The sequence below is a fragment of the Pelovirga sp. genome (assembly GCF_059864205.1).
Genome location: NZ_JCBCBS010000096.1, coordinates 1 through 2,297, shown reverse-complemented (window position 1 = coordinate 2,297; position 2,297 = coordinate 1). Strand labels below are relative to the sequence as shown.

At 46.8% G+C, this 2,297-nt stretch carries 1 protein-coding gene and 2 tRNA genes; 1 reads left to right on the top strand and 2 read right to left on the bottom strand.

What is annotated here, in order from left to right; all coding sequences use genetic code 11:
* The first annotated feature begins 991 nt into the window (after positions 1-991).
* Complete coding sequence (locus AC6F7T_RS06500) at positions 992-1,621, top strand: outer membrane beta-barrel protein (protein ID WP_500717186.1); 630 nt, start codon at positions 992-994, stop codon at positions 1,619-1,621.
* Positions 1,622-2,062: 441 nt separating this feature from the next.
* Here the strand turns inward: AC6F7T_RS06500 and AC6F7T_RS06495 are convergent.
* Together AC6F7T_RS06495 and AC6F7T_RS06490 are read right to left on the bottom strand one after the other, a co-directional pair.
* Positions 2,063-2,140, bottom strand: a tRNA-Glu gene (locus AC6F7T_RS06495).
* Between the two features lie 51 nt (positions 2,141-2,191).
* Positions 2,192-2,267 (bottom strand) — tRNA-Lys (locus AC6F7T_RS06490).
* Positions 2,268-2,297: the final 30 nt, after the last annotated feature.

Here is a 2,297-nt window from a genome sequence, read left to right as displayed (position 1 = left end):
TCTCTGTGATTGTCTCTCTGACTGACAATCCTTTCATTCTGTTCGGATTTGTTGCCCTTTTTGTCGTCTCCATCCCACTTGTTTTTATCTGCGAGGGCAGGGGATGCAGCGAGGACTCCGACGACTATCAATGCCAGGATGCGACTTTTCTGCAATGAAAAATTCTGCATGTTTTTTCTCCATTTAAAATTAATTGAACCGGACAGAAGCGTGTCTTTGATATTTTTCCGTATCAACATTGAGCAGTCATTTTATCAGCAATAAACGCACCAGTTGAAGGAACACCATATGCTTATTGCAAGGTATCGATTATCAACAACAAAATATTGATTGTGATTAACAGAGAGGCTGAGACTGCTTGTTGGATTTGCCATATTTGAGAGTTTTGTTAAATATGACGGATCCCATGAATGACCTGCTTTGATTCCGTCTCTCTTGTCTGATCATCATTGACTCGCTTTTTTTCATTCCACTGTCGCCCGCGATTACCGCCGTGGTTGCCGCGAGTGCGATTCCTGCCAGCTGCGGCCGGTGTGCGGTGGCTGCCTGGCAGTGGCCTACGGCCGCGGGCTCATCCCGTTGCGGAACAAGGATCCCGGCTGCTTCCTGACACCTCCCGCAGAGATGGGGACAGGTCTTGCCAGTGGTTGATGCGGATCATAGTGAGCTCCTTTCAGTGGGCATAAAAAAGCCCCGATCACAGGGATCGGAGCGGGGGTGATGGATGTGTTTTTGAGAAATTTAAAGCGGGCAGTCTAAGTGGGTGGCAAGTTGACCACGGTTTTGCTTGATCAGATCAGTCACCACTGAGAAATATTGACAGAGGAAGTGAAAGCTGGATAATCAGGTGCAGGAATGAAAACTTTAATGTCGATTTATGAGTTTATTTTTCCATTTTTCCTCTTCAGTCAGATTTTAGTCAGATGACGCATGTTATTATTTTGAATCACTCGGCTACGAAGAAAACTATTTTCTAGGAGGAACAATTAACATGGTTACAAAAAAGGGTTTTTGCATCGCGCTGGTTTTCTCTATTTTCTTATTTTTTTCTGCCAGTAGCTTGATGGCTCAAACGTATGTTTCAGGAAACCTAGGTTTGGTTGTGCTGAATGACGCAGATGTAAAATTTAAGGACTATGGAGAAACACCCGCTGAATTTACATTTGAAAATGGATACGGAATTCTCGTGGCCTTAGGACATGCCTATGATAGCGGCCTTAGATCGGAAGTAGAAGTCGGATATCGCGTTAATGATGCAGACAAATTAAAGTGGAAGGGTGAATATTCTGCGTACTTCGAAGATGAAAATGTTAGTGGTGATTTTTCATCTCTCTCTTTTATGGCTAATGGGTTTTATGATTTCAAGACAGAGTCAGCACTGACCCCCTTCTTAGGCTTTGGTGTCGGGCTCGCCAGATTGGATGCTGATGGAGAAAAAGATAATGTTTTCGCTTATCAGGCGGCAGCTGGTGTCTCCTATGCCATTAATACTAAAATAAGTCTTGATCTCCAATACCGTTACTTTGCCACTAGCGATCCTGAGTTTACAATTGAAGGAGAGAAGATCGAAAGTGAATATTCTACTCACAACATGATGTTAGGTCTTCGTTACAACTTCTGATTGATTTTCGGGCTGAGTGTAAAAAGGGGTTGCTCTGAGTATTGAGGAGCCCCTTTTTTTTGTGGGCCTATAGGTGTCTGTGGGTAATCTGAACAGAAGTGTCGTTATCGGTGCTCTACAGCAGTGTCCCGCCTGCGACCCCTGCAACAAAATTCCCAACTACTGCAAACCAACCAACCTACGACCAACCTAACCGTAAAATTCCACAAAAAAAGCCCCACCGCGTTCGCGATGAGGCTTCCTTTAGTTGGCATCCCCAGGGGGATTCGCCCACTGCGTCAGGCACATCACGTGCCTTCCTGCGTCGGCTCCCCTGCGCTCGCTGACGCGGCCGTCCATGGCCGCTTTTCTGACATTCAGTCAGCGCTCGCTTCGCTTCGAATCCCGATGACCAGATAAAGAAAAAGCCCCACTCCTTGCGCAGTGAGGCTTTTTCTTTAGTGGCGTCCCCAGGGGGATTCGAACCCCCGTCGCCGCCGTGAAAGGGCGGTGTCCTGGGCCAGGCTAGACGATAGGGACTTGAAACTCAAGCCCCTGCGGGAAATGACCCCGCAGGTGGTACTTTTTAAATGGTGAGCCGGACTGGGATCGAACCAGTGACCATCTGATTAAAAGTCAGATGCTCTACCAACTGAGCTACCGGCCCGTAGCAACGGAAAGCTTTTATACGTGAATC